General features: G+C 64.2%; 17 protein-coding genes and 1 pseudogene. 8 read left to right on the forward strand and 10 right to left on the reverse strand.

Features of this window, described 5'->3' with window-relative positions:
- Positions 1 to 55: 55 nt before the first annotated feature.
- The 5 genes from KQ661_RS21430 to KQ661_RS21450 all read right to left on the reverse strand — a co-directional run bounded on the left by KQ661_RS21430 (position 56) and on the right by KQ661_RS21450 (position 2140).
- Positions 56 to 454, reverse strand: coding sequence for a recombinase family protein (locus tag KQ661_RS21430; RefSeq protein ID WP_216690985.1), 399 nt, complete (start codon positions 452 to 454; stop codon positions 56 to 58).
- A gap of 58 nt (positions 455 to 512) precedes the next feature.
- Positions 513 to 1166: an aquaporin gene (locus KQ661_RS21435; protein ID WP_216690955.1), complete on the reverse strand. Its 654-nt coding sequence runs from the start codon at positions 1164 to 1166 to the stop codon at positions 513 to 515.
- Positions 1167 to 1457: 291 nt separating this feature from the next.
- Positions 1458 to 1643 carry a helix-turn-helix domain-containing protein gene (locus tag KQ661_RS21440; protein ID WP_216690956.1) on the reverse strand — a complete coding sequence of 62 codons (186 nt, stop codon included), beginning with the start codon at positions 1641 to 1643 and terminating at the stop codon, positions 1458 to 1460.
- A 22-nt stretch (positions 1644 to 1665) separates the two neighbouring features.
- On the reverse strand, positions 1666 to 1806 hold the full coding sequence (locus KQ661_RS21445; protein WP_216690957.1) for a hypothetical protein: 141 nt from the start codon (positions 1804 to 1806) through the stop codon (positions 1666 to 1668).
- Positions 1807 to 1846: 40 nt separating this feature from the next.
- Positions 1847 to 2140, reverse strand: a complete 294-nt coding sequence (locus tag KQ661_RS21450; RefSeq protein WP_216728095.1) for a type II toxin-antitoxin system HigB family toxin — start codon at positions 2138 to 2140, stop codon at positions 1847 to 1849.
- A gap of 208 nt (positions 2141 to 2348) precedes the next feature.
- Between KQ661_RS21450 and KQ661_RS21455 the strand changes: the two genes are divergently transcribed.
- The 3 genes from KQ661_RS21455 (at position 2349) to KQ661_RS21465 (ending at position 4383) form a co-directional block, all read left to right on the forward strand.
- The gene (locus KQ661_RS21455; protein WP_216728096.1) at positions 2349 to 3281 is read left to right on the forward strand and encodes an alpha/beta fold hydrolase; all 933 of its coding nucleotides are present in this window, start codon (positions 2349 to 2351) and stop codon (positions 3279 to 3281) included.
- Positions 3282 to 3491: 210 nt separating this feature from the next.
- Positions 3492 to 3797 (forward strand): NIPSNAP family protein, encoded by a 306-nt coding sequence (locus KQ661_RS21460; protein ID WP_216690960.1) that lies wholly within the window; start codon positions 3492 to 3494, stop codon positions 3795 to 3797.
- 283 nt (positions 3798 to 4080) lie between these two features.
- Complete coding sequence (locus tag KQ661_RS21465) at positions 4081 to 4383, forward strand: hypothetical protein (RefSeq protein WP_216728097.1); 303 nt, start codon at positions 4081 to 4083, stop codon at positions 4381 to 4383.
- A 952-nt stretch (positions 4384 to 5335) separates the two neighbouring features.
- On the opposite strand, the pseudogene KQ661_RS21470 reads toward KQ661_RS21465, so the two are convergent.
- Both KQ661_RS21470 and KQ661_RS21475 read right to left on the reverse strand, forming a co-directional pair.
- Positions 5336 to 5623 (reverse strand): annotated as a pseudogene (locus KQ661_RS21470) (IS481 family transposase); the annotation flags it as partial.
- Positions 5624 to 5805: 182 nt separating this feature from the next.
- Positions 5806 to 6744, reverse strand: a complete 939-nt coding sequence (locus KQ661_RS21475; protein ID WP_216728098.1) for an alpha/beta fold hydrolase — start codon at positions 6742 to 6744, stop codon at positions 5806 to 5808.
- A gap of 272 nt (positions 6745 to 7016) precedes the next feature.
- On the opposite strand from KQ661_RS21475, the gene KQ661_RS21480 reads away from it, so the two are divergent.
- On the forward strand, positions 7017 to 9068 hold the full coding sequence (locus KQ661_RS21480; RefSeq protein ID WP_235727365.1) for a S9 family peptidase: 2052 nt from the start codon (positions 7017 to 7019) through the stop codon (positions 9066 to 9068).
- 121 nt (positions 9069 to 9189) lie between these two features.
- Positions 9190 to 10785 (forward strand): amidase, encoded by a 1596-nt coding sequence (locus KQ661_RS21485; RefSeq protein WP_216728099.1) that lies wholly within the window; start codon positions 9190 to 9192, stop codon positions 10783 to 10785.
- A gap of 202 nt (positions 10786 to 10987) precedes the next feature.
- On the opposite strand, the gene KQ661_RS21490 is transcribed toward KQ661_RS21485, so the two are convergent.
- Together KQ661_RS21490 and KQ661_RS21495 are read right to left on the reverse strand one after the other, a co-directional pair.
- Positions 10988 to 11920, reverse strand: coding sequence for an isoaspartyl peptidase/L-asparaginase family protein (locus KQ661_RS21490; protein WP_216690964.1), 933 nt, complete (start codon positions 11918 to 11920; stop codon positions 10988 to 10990).
- Between the two features lie 10 nt (positions 11921 to 11930).
- On the reverse strand, positions 11931 to 13088 hold the full coding sequence (locus KQ661_RS21495) for a serine hydrolase domain-containing protein (RefSeq protein ID WP_216690965.1): 1158 nt from the start codon (positions 13086 to 13088) through the stop codon (positions 11931 to 11933).
- A gap of 492 nt (positions 13089 to 13580) precedes the next feature.
- On the opposite strand from KQ661_RS21495, the gene KQ661_RS21500 reads away from it, so the two are divergent.
- The 3 genes from KQ661_RS21500 to KQ661_RS21510 all read left to right on the forward strand — a co-directional run bounded on the left by KQ661_RS21500 (position 13581) and on the right by KQ661_RS21510 (position 15767).
- Positions 13581 to 14879: an amidohydrolase family protein gene (locus tag KQ661_RS21500; RefSeq protein ID WP_216690966.1), complete on the forward strand. Its 1299-nt coding sequence runs from the start codon at positions 13581 to 13583 to the stop codon at positions 14877 to 14879.
- Positions 14880 to 15081: 202 nt separating this feature from the next.
- A complete protein-coding gene (locus KQ661_RS23230; protein ID WP_216727046.1) occupies positions 15082 to 15282 on the forward strand; it encodes a transposase in 201 nt (66 codons plus the stop codon).
- A complete protein-coding gene (locus KQ661_RS21510) occupies positions 15189 to 15767 on the forward strand; it encodes a transposase (protein ID WP_317196167.1) in 579 nt (192 codons plus the stop codon). The genes KQ661_RS23230 and KQ661_RS21510 overlap by 94 nt, the downstream gene beginning before the upstream one ends.
- 405 nt (positions 15768 to 16172) lie before the next feature.
- Here the strand turns inward: KQ661_RS21510 and KQ661_RS21515 are convergent, their stop codons facing one another.
- Positions 16173 to 16637, reverse strand: a complete 465-nt coding sequence (locus tag KQ661_RS21515) for a YybH family protein (protein ID WP_216727048.1) — start codon at positions 16635 to 16637, stop codon at positions 16173 to 16175.
- Positions 16638 to 16703 lie beyond the last annotated feature (66 nt).

A 16703-nucleotide genomic window follows, 5' to 3' on the forward strand; every position in this document is an offset into this window, starting at 1 on the left:
CGAATAGGTCTGCTAGCTAGCAGCGCAAGGATAAAACCATGCCCAGCCTGCCCGGTCAATCGTGCTGTTGCGTGAGCGCACTCAGCAGGTGCTTGCGGTAGCGTTTGACGCTGGAAAGGCTGATGCCGGTTAGGCCCACGGTTTCGGCCACGGACAGGCCTTTTTCCAGCGCCTTTTTCACCTTGGCTAAATTCTCGGCATCCAAGCCTTTGGGCCGGCCGATGTGCTTGCCCTGCGCCGCAGCCAACTGCTGGCCGGCCTTGGTCTTTTCCAGGATGCTTTCGCGGTCGTACTCGGCCAGCGAGGCGAAGATGGAGAGCATGAACTTGCCCGCCGGCGTGGTGGTGTCGATGCCCAGGTCCAGGGCCTTGAAGTGGATGCCGCGCTGGTGAAACGAGTTGACCAGGTGAATGACGTGGTCGCGGCTGCGGCCTAAGCGGAAGAAGCGTGCGATGTTTCACCGGCCATTTGCCAGCGAAAATAGCCATTCGCCCACAGCCGCAGGTTAGCCCCTATTTATCGGTCGCCGGCTTGGGGGCCGGCTTGTCATCATCGTGCACCTCGGCGGGCGCGGTGCCCGCGATAACCGAAAATAGCAGGCTGAATACGCTGGCGCTGGCCAGCGTGGCCCACACAGCGGGCGAGGCGCCCAAGCCCATGGCCAGGGCCACGGCCGGGTTCAGCACCCCGTGGCTCACCAGCAGGCCGGCCAGCAGCGCGCCGCCCACGGCGATGCCGCTGCCGGCCTTGGCCACCTGCTTTTCGGTGGTGGCGGCTACCGTTATCATCAGAATGCCAAAGCCCACGAACTCGGCCGCCGCAGTACCCGCCGTGTAGCTGTGGCCCAGCTCGCCCACCAGCCCGGCCCCGGCCACGAAGCGGGCCAGAAAGGCCCCCAGCACCTGCGCGGTCACGTACAGCACGCCGTGCGCCAGCGGAAAGCGCCGGCTCACCACCAGGCCCACCGTCACGGCCGGGTTGAGGTGCGAGCCCGACAGGCTGCCGACCGCGTACACGAACACGAGCAGCGTAAGGCCCACGGCAAAGGGCGTGAGCGGGGCCGCCACGGTCAGGGCTACCAACGCCAGAAAAAAGGTGCCCAGCAACTCGGCCAGAGCCGATTTCAGGGCCGGGCCGCCCAGCGGACTTTCGGAAGTGTCGCTCATTGAAAGGGGGGGGGCAGCCGGGTTCGCAGCTGCGCGTTTGGGTGATACCACGTGTAACGGCACCGCAGCTTAAGGAGTTGCGTGAGGATACTTTGCTACCTCTCGGACAGGGAAGAGCGCCGGTTCAATATTGGGGGGGGTAGCTATTAGCCCTGTACAACTCACGGTATTGCTCCGACACTACCGTACACAATTTCTAGACCAGCGCAAGCAATGAGTGTACAGGGGTGGATTATGATGGCAATTTTATTCCTCCTTTTGTTGAACTAGCACTGTGCCCGGTCAGAACCGTTAAGCGGCTTCCAGGATGAAGTCGGCGGGAATGCCCAGCCGCTTGTAGAGCCGCTTGGCCAGGTCCAGGTTGATGCGCCGACCCTGCAGCACGTCGCTCAGGCGCGAGGCCGGGATGTCGAGCAGGGCGGCCAGATTTTTCTTGTTGAGCTTGCGCCGGTACATCTCCAGCTCCAGGCGGCCCACCAGGGTCTGGGGCGCAGGCAGTTCATACTCCTGCCCCCTTTTCGTAGGCGCTGATGGCGTCGCGCAGCGCCCGCATGGGCGCCAGGTCGGCGGGTTCGTGGTCCATCCAGGCCGTGAACTGGTCGAGCGCCTGTTGGTAATCGGCTTGGGAGCGAATGTCCATGGGGAAGAAGCTTATAAAATGGGAGAGAAACGGTGAAAGCTCAAACGGTGTCGGCGTCGATGTGGTCGTATTGCTGGTGGGTGCCCACAAAGCGGATGAATACGGTGCGGGTGGCGAAGTACAGCCGCACCACCAGGAGGTGGCGGTTGCCTCGGATGTTGAACACGTAGCGCCCGTCCCGGGGTGTACTCGGCCGTGTTGTAGTCCCGCACCACGTCCGCGTGCCGGCCCAGTCGCTTTCCTGCACGAAGGCGTACCAGGCACTCAGCGCCTCTTTCGCATCGGGGTGCTGTTCCCAAAACGCCCGCAGTGGCTTCTGGGAAATGATGACCATGCCCCAAAGACATCGCCTATAATTCTAAAATTGATAATTTTATCCTAAAATCTGTGAGTGCAAATGCGGCCAATAAGTTCACCTGCATGCGCTTTTGCTGTTCCGACCGTTTGAACAAACATGAGGCGGAACCGAAATACTGGACCAACGAGGTGAGCCGTTTCTTACGGCCCTGCGTTTAGGGGTTACACTTTCTCCTTCTTCCGTTATGGACCTGCACTTCGTTCGCCGCGGCACCGGCCGCCCCCTGTTACTGGTTCACGGCCTCGGCGGCAGTTGGCGGTCCTGGAACACCCTCCTCGACTCGCTGGCGGCCGAGCGCGACGTCATTGCCGTGGACTTGCCCGGCCACGGGCAGACCCCGAAACTATCCGGCGTCCATTCCATCGGCAACTTGGCCGATGCGGTGACGTCCTTTCTCACCCAACACGACCTGCTCGGCATCGACGCCGTGGGCAGCTCGATGGGCGCCCGGCTGGTGCTGGAGCTGGCCCGGCGCGGCGGCGTGCTCGGCGCGGTGGTCTCGCTAGACCCGGGTGGGTTCTGGCAGGGCTGGCAGATTCCGCTTTTCTACCACTCGGTGTCCCTGTCCGGCAAGCTGGTGACGGCCCTGCAGCCGGTAATGCCCGCGCTGGCCGGTTCGGCCGTGGGGCGCACCGTGCTGCTGCCGCAGTTTTCGGCCCGGCCCTGGGCCGTGGACGCGCAGCTGGCCCGCGACGAGATGCACAGCTTTGCCCACTCGCCGGCCTTCGCTGAATTGCTCGATCAACTGGCGCACGGCGAAGTGCAGCGGCCCGCGCCCAAGGGCAGCATTCCCGGGCCCCTGGTCATTGGCTGGGGCCGGCAGGACCGGGTGTGCCTACCCAGTCAGTCGACCCTGGCGCTGGAGAAATTCCCGGATGCGCGCCTCTATTGGTTTGAGCATTGCGGCCACTTTCCGCAGTGGGACCAGCCCGCCGAAGCCATACGCCTGATTTTGGCCGTGACCAACCGCGAAGCCTTCCCCGAGGCGTCCATGGCCCGAGCGAACCCCGCACAGACAACCCCTGGGCTGCTCCAAGCGGCCCTAGTGGGGGCCTCGCTGACGCTGCTGGCCGGCGGCCTCTGGCTGTGGTCGGCGCGGCGAAAACCGCAGCGGTAGCCCGGTGAGTCACGACGCGTAAGCAAGTGGGTGGCTCCCGCTCCCGCACAAAAAAGCCCCGGTCCTGCGAAGGCACCGCCTAACGACCGGTAAGCGATTCATGGCTCTGCGTGCGCCCTATGAAACCCCTGCATTTGATTTGTGCCGTAGCCCCGCGACCCCGTTTCTTTGTGCGGCGGCGCAACCGCATTCACCTCACGAATAGCAACGATGGTCACGATATACCTCCGCTATGTGCTCGACCCGAGCAAATTGGCAGATTTTGAGCACTACGGCAAGCTATGGATGCCGCTGGTCGAGCGGTTCGGCGGCCAGCACCACGGGTATTTTCTGCCCGGCGAAGGCGCCAACAATATTGCGCTGGCGCTTTTTACCTTCGGCAGCTTGGCGGCGTACGAGCAGTACCGGCAGCAGGCCGCCCAGGACCCGGCGTGCCAAGCCGCCTTCCGGTTCGCCGAGGACACGCGCTGCATCCTCAGCTACGAGCGCAGCTTCTTTCGCCCCGTGTTTTCCTGAGTGGGTCCGCCCGTGCGGGTGCGGCCGTGGACGCCCGGGCCCGTCCGCGGGTCATGTTCCGGGTCCACGGGTCGCGTGCCGTTGGGACAGCCGGCCACAAACCCGCGCCCCAATTCAATCAAGCAGACCGTTTGGCTGAAGGATGTGATGGCCGCTTGGCGAAGCAAACCTGCCTGCTACGCGCCACGCAATAATTTTACGAGGGCCGTGTTTAATCAATAGCGCCGGTAGGCGGGCCGAATCCTTTCCTATTTCCCATGCACGCACCCTTGTCAGCGGGAGCTTGTTGGCCCTGGCTTTTCCCTTCACGGGCCGGGCTCAGCAAACGGACCGGGACCCGCTCTCCGGCTGGTTTATTGGCCTGGGCGGCGCCTGGGGCTCGTACCAAGAGCCTGACCGCACCCCACCCTACAAAGGCTACGGCCCGGCCCTCATCGTGGGGCACCACGTGTTGCCCCGCCTGGCCGTGCAAACGGGCCTGGTATTTTACCAGCGGTCGGGCTTATTCGGCTTTAACGGCACCTATGACGCGGCCCGCTTCAACCCCGGCGGGCCGGTGCTTTCCCGCACCGAGTCCAACGTGTAACGCCGCCGCGCCTTCGCCGTGCCCCTGCTGCTGCGCTACACCCTGAGCCGCGACCCGGCCCGGCGCTAGCAGGCCGACGCGCTGGCCGGCGCGACGGGACTCCAAACCCGCTACCAAACCGTGCGCGAAGTCGCCGAAACCACCACGAACGGCCCCACGTTCGCCCGCCAGGTGTCGGAGCAAACCCGCACCGGGGTCAGCCTAACGGCGGGGGCGGGCCTGCGCCACGCCCTCGACCGGCACCTGGAACTTACGGCCGATGCGCTCGGCCACCTCTCGCTGACGCCCCGCACGCCCGTGTTCGGGCCAGGGACAGGCACCCTCTACCCTTCCACCGGGCCGGTGCCGCCGCTGCGGGAGCGGCTGAGTGGTACTGTGCTGTTAGGCGTGCGCTACCGTTTCGGTCCCGCCCGCCCGTTTCCGGTCGGTGCCCCCACCCGGGCGGGGCGGGCACCGACCGGAAACGGGCCTGGGCGCCGGCCTGGGGCGCTACCAACTCGTGCGCGACGAGTCGGCCCGGCGCGTGGGTTCGCCCGTGCCCACGCTGGGCGTGCAGCTGGGCGTGCAGCTGGGCCCTGCAGGCCAGCGCCACCTACGGCCAGGACCGGAGCCAGGGCACCTACCTGTACGGACGAACGCTGGCGTCGGGCCGGCAAGTGGTAGCCCACGATGCCCAGGACACACGCTTGGCCTTGGTTAAAAGTTTGGTCCAAAAGTCGCATTTGGCCCATGTGTTGGATTGAAAAACGACTAAAGGGGCACGAAAACGGCCCTTTTCGGATACCAGTAGTCGCCCCACCGATTATCCCCCATTAGCCCGAGAAAAGCGGTACCCGAAACAGGTTTACGCAATCAGAATACCGATAACGCACTACAAATGGCTTTCCGGTACATAGTCAGGCCTTGACATCTGGTAAATGCGACTTTTGGACCAATCTTTTAACCAAGACCACAAGTGCGGAATCGTGACCTGCAGCGCGTACAGGCAATCGTCCAGGGCCAAGAGCGTGTGCCGACGGAAGGCCACGGCGATGGCTTCCTGCTCGGCGCTGAGCACCGTCGAAACCGGTTCCGGTCCCATGCGCGCATCCCGCACGCCGAGGCGCTTGCGCTACTTAGCCACCGTTTTCGGGTTGATGCGGTAGCGCGTGGCTAAGCCTGGTAGGCTTTCCTGGCTGTGTTGGATAGCGAGCCGTACTGCCGCTGTTGTGCGGGCGCTGCCGTGGAGTACTTGCCCCATAGATTCGTGCGAAATTCCAGCCCGGAAAACAAACCATCTCTCCTTGGGACTATACACCTAGACCACCTCACAGCCTCAAGCAGTTTCGACGCGTTGCCACTCGATACGATAATCCCGCCGATTCCTACCCCGCGTTCATCCAACTACGCACCATCACCCTCTGACTAAATTGAGAATATGCGCTAGCGCGGGCCTTCCAGAAACTGTTCCACCACCGTGCGATACTTGGTAGGCTCCTCAAACCAGGGAAAATGCCCGCTCTGCTCAAAAAACACAATCTTAGCCCCGGGAATCGCCTGTTGCAGGCGCCAGGCGGTGAGCGGAGCCACGTTCATGTCGTAGCGCCCCGTCAGCACCAGCGTGGGAAACGTGAAGCCGGCCAGCTTCGGGGTAAAATCCGCCTTGGCAGCATCATTTCCCACGGCCTGCCCCACCGCCGGTTCCAGACCGACGTTGTGGATGGGCCCGAGCTTTTTAAAGTACAGGTCGCGTTGCGCCTGCGAGTAAAAGAGCAGGTTAAAATGGGTGCGCATGCTGGCCTCGGCCGCCTCCTGGGTAACGACCGACGGCTGTTGCTGCTGCTTCTCGGCAGCCATCGTTTCGGGGAATACCTCCTCAAAAAGGTGCACAAGGGTGTTGAGATTGCTACCCGCCGCATCCGAGAGAATGAGCTTGGCTACGTGCTCGGGGTAGGCGCTGGCATAGGCAATGCTGAGCAGCCCCCCGTAGGAATCCCCCAGCAGCAATACCTGCGGCAAATTCAAGCCCTTGCGCACGGCCTCCAGGTCGGCTACCTGCGCCGCCAGGGTCTGGGGCGCACCCGCTTGCACTGGCTTGGAAGCGCCCGTGCCCCGCTGGTCATAAAAAATCACCCGACGCTTTTGCGCTAGCTGCCTCCAGACATCGGTGGGCAGCAGATAAGCATGGGATAGACCGGGCCCGCCGTTCACGACCAGCAGGGGCAATGCGCTACTACTGGCCCCGAAGGTCTCGTAGGCCAGGGCTACCTGCTCCGTGGGGATTTTGCCCACCTGATGGGGAAGGACCTGCCCGGCGGCGAGCGCGGGCCAGGTCAGTAGCAGGATGCGCAGGCTCAACGGGTAGCCGGCTGACCAGCTCATGCGGAATAACTTCATAGGGAGCGCAAGGAGCGTGCAGGAAAAAAGCTGTTCGCGACGGCCACATGGCCCGGCGTAAACTCGTCGGTGCAAGGTAGGTATGCCACGCTAAAAAGGCACGGGCGGGCCTCCGAAAGCCACGGTTATCGGTCGCAACGCAACTGCCAAAAAGGTACGGGTAAGCATGACGGATGCGGGGCAACCAGCACGCCGGTCGTAGCTTCGTACAACGACTAAGCCCGTCTGGTGCGGGCGTGTTTTCCAAGCGTGGTATTATGAATAAAGCCCTTACCCTATTGGCCGCCCTGGTGCTGCCCCTGACGGCCTTGCAGGCGCAAACCGCTCAACGGCCCCTCCAGCTCAGCGACCTGTCCCGAATGCGCGACGTGGCCGACCCCCAGCTTTCGCCCGATGGGGCCTGGGTGGCCTATACCGTGACGCGCGCCGATTCGGCCACCGACAAGCGCGACGCCGACGTGTGGATGGCCCGCACCGATGGCACCCAAAACCTGCGCGTGACCACCGCTCCGGCCAGTGAGGCCAAGCCCCGCTTCAGCCCCGACGGCAAGTACCTGAGCTTTGTGTCGAGCCGCGGCGAGGAGGACGGCGCCGACGCCCAGCTCTGGCTGCTGAACCGGGCCGGCGGCGAAGCCGAGAAGGTGACCAAGCTCAAAGGCAGCGTGTCCGACTACGTGTGGTCGCCCGACGGCCAGCGCCTGGCCCTCATTATTCGCGATGCCGACCCCGACTCGCTTACGACCGCCCAGAAAGCCAAAAAGAAAACCGCGCCGCCCATCGTCCTCGACCGCTTCCAGTTCAAGCAGGACATCGACGGCTACCTGAACAAGCAGCGCCAGCACCTCTACGTATTTGACGTGGCCTCGCGCAAGCTCATCAACCTGACGCCCGGCGCGTACGACGAATACCTGCCCGCCTGGAGCCCCAACGGCCAGCAGCTGGTGTTTTCCAGCAAACGCGGCCCCGACCCCGACCGCCACGACAACTTCGACCTCTACCTCATCGATGCGAAGGCCGGCGCCACGGCCCGGCCACTGCTCACCACCGAGGTGCCCGAATGCGCGCCGAGCTACGGCAGCCGGCCCGCGTGGAGCCCCGACGGGCGCCGCATCGCCTTTGTGCAGGGCGGCCCGCGCGAGCAGCTCGTGTACGCCCTGCACCAGCTAATGGTGGTGGACGTGGCCAGCGGCGCCGTGCGGGCCCTCACGGCCGGCCGCGACCGCAACACGACCAAGCCCCAGTGGGCACCCGATGGCCAAAGCCTGTACTTCCTACTCGAAGACGACCGCGCCACGTCGCTGGCCCGGGTACCGGCGGCGGGGGGCACCACGCAAGTGGTGCTGGGGGGCGCCCGCGAGGTACATGACTTCGACCTGGCCCGCAACGGGCAGGTGGTGGTGCTCAGCAGCCAGCCCCAGCAGCCCGCCGAGGTGTTCGGACTGGACAAAAAAGGGGTTCCCAAGCCGTTGTCTAAGCAAAACGATACCTGGCTCAAGGGCGTTTCCTTGGGCGCGGTGGAGGCCATTCAAGCCAAAAGCAAGGACGGCACGATGGTGAGCGGCTTTTTGGTGAAGCCCGTGGGCTACCAGGCCGGCCGCAAGTATCCCACGCTGCTGCGTATTCACGGCGGGCCGGTGGGGCAGTTTAGCTACGGGTTCTCATTTGAGTGGCAGTACTTTGCCGCCAATGGCTTTGCCGTGGTGGCGGCCAACCCCCGCGGCAGCTCGGGCCGGGGCCTGGCGTACAGCAAGGCTATTTATGCCGATTGGGGCAACAAGGACACCGACGACGTGCTGGCCGTGATGGACTACGCCGTGGCCCAAGGCCTGGCCGACCCCGAGCGCCTGGGCGTGGGCGGCTGGAGCTACGGTGGCATCCTGACCGACCAGGTCATCGCCCGCGACCAGCGCTTCAAAGCCGCCGTGAGTGGCGCCAGCATCGCCAACGTGCTGGCCGGCTACGGCACCGACCAATACATCCTCGACTACGAAACCGAATTGGGCACGCCCTGGAAGAACTCCGACGTGTACATGCGCGTGTCGTACCCGTTCTTCCACGCCGACCGCATCAAGACCCCCACGTTGTTTATCTGCGGCGAAAAAGACTTCAACGTGCCCTTGCTCAACACCGAGCAGATGTACCAGGCACTCAAAAGCCTGAACGTGCCCACCCAGCTGGTTATTTACCCCGGACAGTTCCACGGCATCACCACCCCCAGCTACGTGAAGGACCGCTACGCCCGGTACCTGGCGTGGTACCAGCAATACCTGATGCCCACGGGCACGAGTTCGGCGGCCGGCAGCAAATAGCCGCCATTCGGTGGGGCAAGCTGAAAGTGCACGGCATCCCTGCTAATCGGCAGAAAACGTCCTATTTTTCGGCCCGGTGCCAAACCTTTTTCTTCCCAGCTTTCCCTTTCTGCGTATGGCGATGCTTAAAAAAACCGGTTTTCTGCTTCTTCGCCTACTGGGCACTGTTTTCCTGCTGACCAGCTGTGGCAGCCATTCCTCGCCGGAGCGGCAAGCCGCGCGCCCTCCTTTTGAGGTGACAGAAGCCTCGATAGCCGATGTGCAACAGGCCCTCAAGCGCGGCGATTGCAACTGCGAGCAGCTGGTGCGGGCATATCAGGCCCGCATCGCCACTTACGACCAGCCTACGAAGCTCAATGCCATCGTCGTCACGAACCCGGCCGCGCTGGAAACCGCCCGGCAGCTCGACGCCGAATACCGACGCACCGGCCAGCTGCGACCCCTACACTGCACCACCCTGATTGTGAAGGACAACTACAATACGGCGGGCCTGCAAACCACGGCCGGCTCGCTCGCTCTCAAAGGGTTTGCACCCGACGAGGATGCCACGGTGGTGAAAGCTCTGAAAGCCGCCGGCGCCATCGTGCTGGCCAAGTCCAACATGGCCGAATGGGCCTTCAGTCCGATGGTGAGCATCAGCTCGATTGCGGGCGAAACCCGCAACCCGTACAATCTGGCGCACGTGCCGGCGGGCTCGAGCGGCGGCACGGCGGCGGCCGTGGCCGCCAGCTTCGGCACGGCGGGCCTGGGTACCGATACCGGCAACTCCATTCGCGGGCCCTCGTCGCACAATGCACTGGTCGGATTTCGGCCCACGCTGGGGCTGCTGAGCCGAGCCGGCATTGCGCCGCTCTACCTGCGCAACGACACCGGCGGCCCCATGGCCCGCTCCGTGGCCGACGCCACCCGGCTGCTCGAGGTAATGGCCGCCGGGCCCGACCCCGCCGACCCGCTGACGCGCTACGGCGCAGGCAAGCGGCCGGCCCAGGGCTACCAGGCTTTTCTGGACCCCAAGGGCCTGCAGGGCGCCCGCATCGGGGTGCTGCGCACCTTAAGTGAGCGCCACCCCGACCCGCAGGTAAAAGCGCTGTTCGAGCAGGCCATTACGGATTTGCGGCGGGCCGGCGCGACGGTAGTGGACGTAGAAATCCCCGATTTTGACCGTGTGAGCGCCGGCCAATGGTGTTCTGTCTTCAAGCACGATATCAACCAGTACCTGGCCGCGCTGGGGCCCCGCTCGCCGGTCCAGAACATCGACCAGGTGCTGGCTTCGGGCAAGTATTCGGCCTACATCAAAGAAAATCTGCAGGACGAGCTCGCCCACGGTGTGAGCCCGAGCGACAGCGAAGCCGGCTGCGGCGAGGCGTATACCGACCCGCGCCGCATTGCCTTTCGAGCAGCGGTAACCACCGTGATGGACCGGTACCAAGTGGGCGCGCTGGTGTATCCAACCTGGAACAACCCGCCCGCCAAAATCGGTGATTTCAAGGGGTATAAGGGGGATAACAGCCAGTTGATTGCCCCGCACACCGGGCAGCCGGCCTTCACCGTGCCCATGGGCTTTACCTACGACCAGCTGCCGGCCGGCCTGCAGTTTCTGGGCCGCTCGTTCGACGAGCCCATCCTGATAAAGTATGCTTACGCCTACGAGCAGGCTACGCACCACCGCAAAGCGCCCGCCCGCTTCGCCGCCTTGCCCGGCGCTTCGACCAAATGAATGACAGCCGGGGCCGGGTCATTCCCAACACCATAATTCGGATTAAGGCCGACCGCATCGTGGCCGTGGGCCCGGGGCAGGGCCGTTGCTCATCAGCGTGCCCACCAAGTTGGTGGCGCTGCGCTCGCACTCTTGGCGGGACTCAGCCACCCGGGGGACAAGTCGGCCGGGGTGGGCGTAAAATCGGATGGCGATGCTCCGACTACTCCACCACCATGTGGCACACGTTGGTTTCGACGGGGCGGTGCGCGCGGGCCAAGGCCCAGAACAAGCCTTCCGTGCTGTGGGGCATGGCCACGTGGCCGTGCCGGTCCAGGACGATGACGCCGCCCCGGCCGCCGGCGGGGGCCACCTTGTCGTGGATGACGTGGTGCGCGGCCGTTGCCACATCCAGGCCCCGGTATTCCATCAGGGCGGCGATGTCGTGGGCCACGGCGTGTCGGATAAAAAACTCGCCGTGCCCGGTGCCCGACACGGCGCACACGTGGTTGGCGTAGGTGCCCGCCCCGATGAGCGGCGAGTCGCCCACCCGGCCGTAGCGCTTGTTCAACATGCCGCCGGTGGAGGTACCCGCCGCTAAGTGCCCGGCTTGGTCGAGGGCCACTGCGCCCACGGTACCGTATTTGGGGGGTAGGACCACGAGGTGGGCTTTTTCCGCTTGCAGGGCCTGCCACTGCTGCCAGCGTTCCTCAGTCCGGAACCACGCCGGCGGGGCAGTTTCCAGGCCCATTTCGGCGGCGAACTCGTCAGCACCGGTCCCGGTGAGCAGCACGTGGGCCGAGCGCTCGAGCACAGCGCGGGCGGCCGTGATGGGGTTGCGCACGGTGCGCACGCCGGCCACCGCGCCGGCCCGCAGCGTGGCGCCGTCCATGAGGGCCGCGTCCATCTCGTTCACCCCGGCGTGCGAAAACACCGAGCCACGCCCGGCGTTGAACAAGGGGGAGTCCTCCAATAGACGCAGGCTGGCTTCCACCGCCGCCAGGCTGCTGCCGCCCCTGGCCAGTACCGCAAGGCCGGCCTGCGCTGCGGCGGCCAGCGTGCGTTCGTAGTCGGCTTCCTGCGGAAAGGGCGTGCCGGCGGGGTGCAGGCGGCCCGAGCCGCCGTGCAGCAGCAGGGTGATGTTGTCAGTAGACATAGGGTGAAACTTACGATTTAAGTGATGCCAGCACGCGTCTTATTAACTCGTTCGGGCTGCCGTTGTGCCAGCGCCACACGATGACCAGGTCGTGCTCGGGGTCGACCCAGATGGTGTTGGAGCCCGCGCCCAGGGCGGCGTAGCTGGTGGCCGGCGCGTCGGGCCAGGCTTTTTGTTCGGTGTTGAGCCACCACAAATAGCCGTAGTCGGGCCCCACGGGGCCGCGTGCGGTGGCTTGCCGCACCCAGTCGGCTGACACGATTTGGCGAGCGCCCCACTTGCCCTTGCGCAACAGTAGGTAGCCGAAACGGGCCTCGTCGCGGGCGCTGATGCGCAGGCCGCCGCCCCAGCGCGTGCCCCCGCTCACCGAGGACATCGGCTGGCCGTTCACCGTGGCCACGGCGTTGGGATAAGGCACCCACTGCCAGGAGTTCGACGCGCCGATGGGGTCCATTACCTCCTGCCGGAACACGGCCGGCAGCGGCCTTTGCCACAGGCGCAGCAGCGAGAGAGCAAAGCGGTTAATACGCACGTCGTTATATTCAAAATAGCTACCCGGGGTCTGCAGTGCGCGGGGCTTGCGCTCACCCTTGCCAAAGGCCTCGTGGCCAATAAAATCGGCGTTTTTGCCCCACAGTTCGCCTTCCCACTCGCTGGTTTGGCGGGCGTGGTGCTCCCAGGTGATGAGGCGGTTGTGGGGCGATTCGTAGCCGCCATCGTGCACGTACCGAGCCACGGGGTCGTGTATGTCCCGAATAAGGCCACGGTCAAGGGTGATGCCCAACAGGGTGGAAAGCACGCTTTTGGCCACGCTGTAGGTGGGGTCGGCCCGCTCGGTGTCGCCCCACTCGGCCACGAGGTAGCCGTGGCGGAGCACCAGCCCGTTAGTGGCGGCCCGGCTGGTGGGCATGGGCCCAAGTAGGGTGCCGAAAATCTCCTCCTGGGTGGAGAAATTGGGCGTCATCTGGGTGGTTTCTTGGGTTTGGGCGAAGGCTACAGCCTCGGCCAGCCGGGCGGCGTCGAAACCAGCTGCGGCGGGGGCCTGGCGCTGCCAGGCCTTGCCGGGAGCCGGGAAATAAGGGGTACCGGCGTTGGTACCGGGCGCAGCCGGGCGGGTACAGGCAATCATGGCCGGCCACGCCAGCCAGAGGAGTAGTTTTCGAAGCATCAGCAGCACGCGAAATCGGAGCAAGGAGGCAAGCCGCCTCCCGGCCCGGGGTTGAACGTGCGGCCAAGGTAGCGCCAGCTGCCGGGCTGCGCCTGCTTTGGGCCCGGTAGAAGGGCAGCGGCCGACGAAGAACGGCTCCGAAAACGCCTGAAATAGGGTTTTGAGGCCCGCGGGGCGAATGGGGTAGCCCCGCGTCTTTTCCGACTACTATAGCAGCAAAAACCGGCAACGCTCGTTCGCCGCCCGAGCAGTTCAGCGAGCGGCCGTGGAGAATAAAAAGAACAACGGAGGAGATGAAACGAGAAAAGGCCCTATTTTCGGCCCTTCTCCACGCGTACGGACCTGCTTTACAGACGCCCTCGTTGCCCCGAACCCCCGCCGGGTACCCCTGCCGCCGTTTCCAACAGGCCACCCATTACCACCAAGCGCCGGCCCGCTCTACCGTCCCATCCGGGAAAGCCCCGGTGAAACCAACCCACTTGCCCCCATTACATGCGCCCATCCCTCTTGCTGCTGCTCGTTTTTCTGTTTGTGGCCTGCCCGGCCCTGGTCCGGGCCCAGGTGAAGGCCTTGCGTTTCGGCCGGGTGATTGACGGCCGCGGCAAAGTCATTCCCAACGCTGTAGTCTTGGTCAACGCCGACCGCATCGTGGCCGTGGGCCCGGAAAAAGACGTGGTGATACCCGCCGCGGCCGAAACCATCGACCTGCGGGCGTACACGGCCATTCCCGGGCTCATCGACGCGCATACCCACATGACTTTTTACTGGGACCACACGCCCGGCAGCACCCCGTGGCAGCAGCTGGGCACCCTGGGGCCGGCCGTGACGGTGTTCCTGGCCCAGGAAAACGCCCGCAAGGCGCTGGAAACGGGCGTCACCACCGTCCGCGACCTGGGCTCTTCAGACGGTATGGATTTGGCCATGCGCGCGCTCATCAACCGGGGCGCCATGCATGGGCCGCGCATGTTCGTGGCCGGCAACGGCCTGCATATCAGCGGGCCGCCCGACAAAGCGGGGGCCGCGCCCGACCCCGGGCGGTGCGACGGCGTGGCCGAGGTGCAGCGCGCGGCCCGGCAGCAGCTGGCGGCCGGCGCCGACTGGGTGAAGATGTACGGCTCGACGGGCAGCGACCAGGACGTGACCGGGTTCCAGACCTTCGGCTACGAGGAAATGAAGGCCGCCGCCGACGTGGCGCACCGGGCCGGCAAGCGCATCGCCATTCATTCCTATGGTCCCGACGGCGCCCGCGACGCGGTGCGGGCCGGCGCCAATACCGTGGAGCACGCCATTGGCCTGGACGACGCTACGCTGGCCGCGATGGCCCGGCAAGGCACGATTTACGTGCCCACCGTGGAGCACAACCGCTACTACATTGCCCACCGCGCCGAGTACGGGTATGACTCGGCCGTGGTGGCCGGGTTGAACCAGTACGTGGCCAAAAACTTCGAAACGGTGCAGCGGGCCGTGAAAGCCCACGTGAAAATGGCCATGGGCTCGGATGCCGTTTTTACGGGCTTCGGCGAGAACACCCGCGAACTCGCCTGGTTCGTCAAAGCCGGCCTGAGCCCGGCGCAGGCGTTGCGCACCGCCACCACCACCGGGGCCGAGATGTTGGGCATGGAAAGCTCCCTGGGTGCCCTCGCGCCGGGGTACTACGCCGACATCGTGGCCGTCGAAGGCGACCCACTCCGGGACATTCAGGTGGTCATCGAGCACGTGAAGTGGGTGATGAAGGGCGGGCAGGTAGAAGTCGACCGTACCGGCACCAGCCCCGCAACGCCGCGGCGGTAATGCGGCGCCCGGGCCCGGAGCCGGGTGGTCGCCAGCCAATTTCCCGCGCGGCTTACCGCTGAGAAGCTGTCTGAGTTAATTTTGTAAGATGGATACCTCCGCTATTTTGACCTGAAAGCTATATAGCTCAGACCTTTGCGCCCGCGACTGGCAGCGGCTGGAGCCGCTGCTGGTGGTCAAGCGGCGCAGCAAATGGCCGCTGATGGAAATCGTCAATGCCATTTTGTACGTGCTCAAAAACGGGTGCGTCTGGCGGGACGTACCGGGCGATTTACCGCCCTGGAGCACGGCGTACTGGTACTTTGACAAGTGGGAAGCCGACGGCACCTGGGCGCGGGTAAGCGCCTGTTTGACGGTGAGCAGCCGGGAACACGCCCAAAAAAAGCCTGCCCCACGGCCGTGATACTCGACACGCAAAGCGTCAAAAATACGGCCACGGCCACCGGAGCCACCGTGGGCTTCGACGCGGGCAAGTTGGTCAAGGGGCGTAAACGCCTGGTGCTCAACGACACGCTGGGCCATGTGCTGGCCAGTCGGGTGCTGCCCGCCGATGCGGTGGACGGCGCCGCGGCCATTGCTTTTTGGGACGAGGTGGCCGCCACGCACGAACTGCTGGGGGCCGTCCAGGTCGTTTTCGTGGACAGTTCCTTTCACGGCGTTTTCCGCCGGCACCTAGCCCGGCGCTACGGCATCCGGGTCGAGAAACCGGTGCACGTACTGGTGCGGAAAACCAATTTCTGCATCCACGCCTGGCGCTGGATTGTCGAGCGCACGTTTGCGTGGCTCGACATGAACCGGCGCTTGTCCAAAGAATACGACCGAACGTTACGTCATGCAAATACCTGTATTGCAATATTTAACATTCGCAGAACCCTGAAGCTCTGCTAACTCAAACAGCTTCTAAGGAATCCTGAGCCAGCGGCCCATCTCAAAAAACGTACATTTTATGAGGTGCTAGCAAAGTGTATTGATAAACAACGTTTTGGAGCTTACCGTAATTTCTCGCCCCGTTGTAACGAGAACCCCGCTCTTGACCGGCATCGGGGATGGGTTTACGAAAACCATCCGCTCATCGCATGTTGTAAATGATGCATCGTAGACGAGTTTCTTAAACTCGACAACTGCAGTAGCGCCCTCTCCCCTATCTTGCCAGAACGGGTAGCCCGTTACGTTTTGGTGTACTTGAAGGAGCATTGTCCGTGGTCAAATGGAAGCCGATTTCCAGGCCGTCGTTTACCCTTTGGACCAAACTTTTAACCAAGGCCAAGGCTGTGGCCTCTATCTCCCCTCGGCTTATTGGCTGCTGCTGTGGTCGGCCACGATAACCCATCGGCCGTTTAGCTGCCGTAGCACCAGCAGCAAATATCCTCGCTCGTCGTCCGCAGCGGGGTGAGCCAGGCGCCAGCTCCCCACGACCTGCGCCACCGCCGGGGCCAGCAGCGTCACGCGCAGGTTACGAAATTCCAACGTGCCCATGGCGGCCGGGCTGGGGTAGACCCTTCGGTAGATGGCCAGGTTTTGCTGCCAGCCGTACGTGGGCCCCTTGCGGTCAATGAACACCAACGAATCGGAATGCCAGTAGTGCGCCATAAAGCCGGCCACATTGCCCCGGTTCCACGCCGCCGTTTGGTCGACGAGCAGGGCCGCAATGGCCCGGCGCTGGGTGAGCACGTCGGGCGCGGCCCCGGCGGCGGGGGCGGTAGTGCCCCGGCAGCCGGTCACCAGCACCACGATGACCGGTATAAGGGGTCCTCTCATAAAACGGAAAATATAGCACGTTAAGCTACAATAGCTCATTCATTACGAGTTGGTTATCTCAAAGCA

It is taken from the genome of Hymenobacter siberiensis, from assembly GCF_018967845.1.
In the GTDB taxonomy this organism is placed as follows: domain Bacteria; phylum Bacteroidota; class Bacteroidia; order Cytophagales; family Hymenobacteraceae; genus Hymenobacter; species Hymenobacter siberiensis.

Coding starts and splice junctions, on each gene's coding strand:
- KQ661_RS21435 (WP_216690955.1), bottom strand. CDS start 1,166: ATGAGCGACACTTCCGAAAGTCCGCTGGGCGGCCCGGCCCTGAAATCG.
- KQ661_RS21445 (WP_216690957.1), bottom strand. CDS start 1,806: ATGGACATTCGCTCCCAAGCCGATTACCAACAGGCGCTCGACCAGTTC.
- KQ661_RS21450 (WP_216728095.1), bottom strand. CDS start 2,140: ATGGTCATCATTTCCCAGAAGCCACTGCGGGCGTTTTGGGAACAGCAC.
- KQ661_RS21455 (WP_216728096.1), top strand. CDS start 2,349: ATGGACCTGCACTTCGTTCGCCGCGGCACCGGCCGCCCCCTGTTACTG.
- KQ661_RS21460 (WP_216690960.1), top strand. CDS start 3,492: ATGGTCACGATATACCTCCGCTATGTGCTCGACCCGAGCAAATTGGCA.
- KQ661_RS21475 (WP_216728098.1), bottom strand. CDS start 6,744: ATGAGCTGGTCAGCCGGCTACCCGTTGAGCCTGCGCATCCTGCTACTG.
- KQ661_RS21480 (WP_235727365.1), top strand. CDS start 7,017: ATGAATAAAGCCCTTACCCTATTGGCCGCCCTGGTGCTGCCCCTGACG.
- KQ661_RS21485 (WP_216728099.1), top strand. CDS start 9,190: ATGCTTAAAAAAACCGGTTTTCTGCTTCTTCGCCTACTGGGCACTGTT.
- KQ661_RS21490 (WP_216690964.1), bottom strand. CDS start 11,920: ATGTCTACTGACAACATCACCCTGCTGCTGCACGGCGGCTCGGGCCGC.
- KQ661_RS21495 (WP_216690965.1), bottom strand. CDS start 13,088: ATGCTTCGAAAACTACTCCTCTGGCTGGCGTGGCCGGCCATGATTGCC.
- KQ661_RS21500 (WP_216690966.1), top strand. CDS start 13,581: ATGCGCCCATCCCTCTTGCTGCTGCTCGTTTTTCTGTTTGTGGCCTGC.
- KQ661_RS23230 (WP_216727046.1), top strand. CDS start 15,082: ATGGAAATCGTCAATGCCATTTTGTACGTGCTCAAAAACGGGTGCGTC.
- KQ661_RS21515 (WP_216727048.1), bottom strand. CDS start 16,637: ATGAGAGGACCCCTTATACCGGTCATCGTGGTGCTGGTGACCGGCTGC.